Genomic DNA, 1667 nt, shown 5'->3' with positions numbered 1-1667 from the left:
GTTCCGCAACAGCCTTCCGCAGCTCCATAATTTCTTCTTTTTGTTGAGCCATTATTTGCATAGCAACCTGGGTTTGCTTCATAAGTTCTTGGAACTCTTCCCCCACCTCCACCTGAACAGAAATCGCCTGTTGATTAGACTGCTGCTGCGCTGCCGCGGTTCTCATTGCGGTTTCTTCCTCAACCCCCATATTCCTTACAGCCGTAAGGCTTAGACCTTCTTCAATCTCCACTGCGGTTAGATTGCGGTTGAACCCTTCCGCAATGAAGCGCAGTATATCCGCAGTCTCTGGTCGATACCTTCGGTGACGTCCATCTCCCACATAAGAAATGTGTGAGTGTCATTCTAAATGAATTCAATCTTTTGATTTTCAATTCACCTAATTAGTTTAAACATACAAGCGTTTTTTATGGTGATGAATACCATATTAGCTAAGTACTCATTACCAAAGGAGAGGTAAAAGTGGAATATGTAATAATAACTAGCTTATTTATTCTATTTTGCTTTTTTTTATTAGGGTTCTTTAAGGTAGTTCAATTAATCAATACACTAAAAAAATCAATTGAAAGCAAAGAAATAGAAGAAAAGAAGGTAAATGCTGAAATACCTAAGAATACTGTAAAACCCAACGTTGTTATGGCTACCCATCCAAAAATAGATAGACTAAATCAGGTAAATACTTCATCTCAGCAAAATAATCAATCAGTTAATATTCAAAACGGGCAAACTACGATGGTAAAATTAGACTCAAATAGCAGCTCAACTGAAGTTGATTTTACAGTGAAAATGTAAAAAACAACAAAAAACGCTTTTAATTTAGAGGCGTTTTTTGTTGTTTTTTTAGAGGATTAAATAGGAAAACCAGAAGTTTGAGACACTAAGTTTTCTCTCACAAAATCACTGTAATGGGCAAGGATTTTTACCGTAATCGCTTCCTCTTGGCAAATATCTTCTGGAACTACAAAACAAAATTCATCGATAAATAATGTGGGTATACAAGGATCCCCAACGTTACCCGGAACCGTAAACGTAGCACCTTTCATTCCGATGAAAGGAAGACCTGGTCTATTAATACCTGCTATAACAGCAAGGTTGATTCTTCTTCCCGGACAGACGTTTGTTAAAGCTACTCTCGCTTTAAATACACGTACTTGGCAGTTTAAACGAATTTCAGTTTCGGGGCCACTAACACCATACGTGAAATCAAAAGCATCTTGACATGTTTCAAAAGAGTGGTCTTCTGAAAAAGGAATGCAACAAGGAACTTGCACACGCACTGGTGCTGGTTGTATAATTTCTACTCCTTCTTCTGCCATTGTCCCTTCACAACCACAGTTATCATCTTGACGATAGCCCATACTTTCCCCTCCTAATTCTTAGTCCCTATATATAGGGCCAAGATTAATGTATGCTAGTCCATTGAGAAAGGTATAGATATCTGCCGAGAATAACTATAATTCCACGTTTATTTTTCGACATCCCTAAATAATCTAGAATGTGGGGTATGTTATGTGACTTTTCGGGAATTCTCCATACTACTGCCAAAATTGCCACCATTTCTTTTGAGCCTTCTGTTCCTCAAGTACAGCAACTTGTTTTTTCATTTCCATCATCTCTTTCATCGTGTTCACTAACTCACCATCACGCTTTTCTAATCGATGATTGAT

Annotated in this window: 3 protein-coding genes; 1 reads left to right on the top strand and 2 read right to left on the bottom strand. The window is 38.0% G+C overall.

Annotation, left to right across the window (positions count from 1 at the left end; translation table 11 throughout):
- Nucleotides 1-462 precede the first annotated feature (462 nt).
- On the top strand, nt 463-792 hold the full coding sequence (locus tag ACFOU2_RS14720; RefSeq protein ID WP_377916426.1) for a hypothetical protein: 330 nt from the start codon (nt 463-465) through the stop codon (nt 790-792).
- Between the two features lie 56 nt (nt 793-848).
- On the opposite strand, the gene ACFOU2_RS14715 is transcribed toward ACFOU2_RS14720, so the two are convergent.
- Nucleotides 849-1358, bottom strand: coding sequence for a hypothetical protein (locus ACFOU2_RS14715; RefSeq protein ID WP_377916424.1), 510 nt, complete (start codon nt 1356-1358; stop codon nt 849-851).
- A 177-nt stretch (nt 1359-1535) separates the two neighbouring features.
- Entirely contained in the window at nt 1536-1667 is a 132-nt protein-coding gene (locus ACFOU2_RS14710; RefSeq protein WP_377916428.1) for a DUF3967 domain-containing protein, read from the bottom strand.

This window comes from Bacillus songklensis (assembly GCF_042649685.1).
GTDB lineage: Bacteria > Bacillota > Bacilli > Bacillales > Bacillaceae_H > Bacillus_BA > Bacillus_BA songklensis.
This window is presented reverse-complemented; position numbering and strand designations above follow the sequence as displayed.

Excerpts from the sequence above, each read along its gene's own strand:
- ACFOU2_RS14715 (WP_377916424.1), bottom strand. The coding sequence starts at position 1,358 with ATGGGCTATCGTCAAGATGATAACTGTGGTTGTGAAGGGACAATGGCA.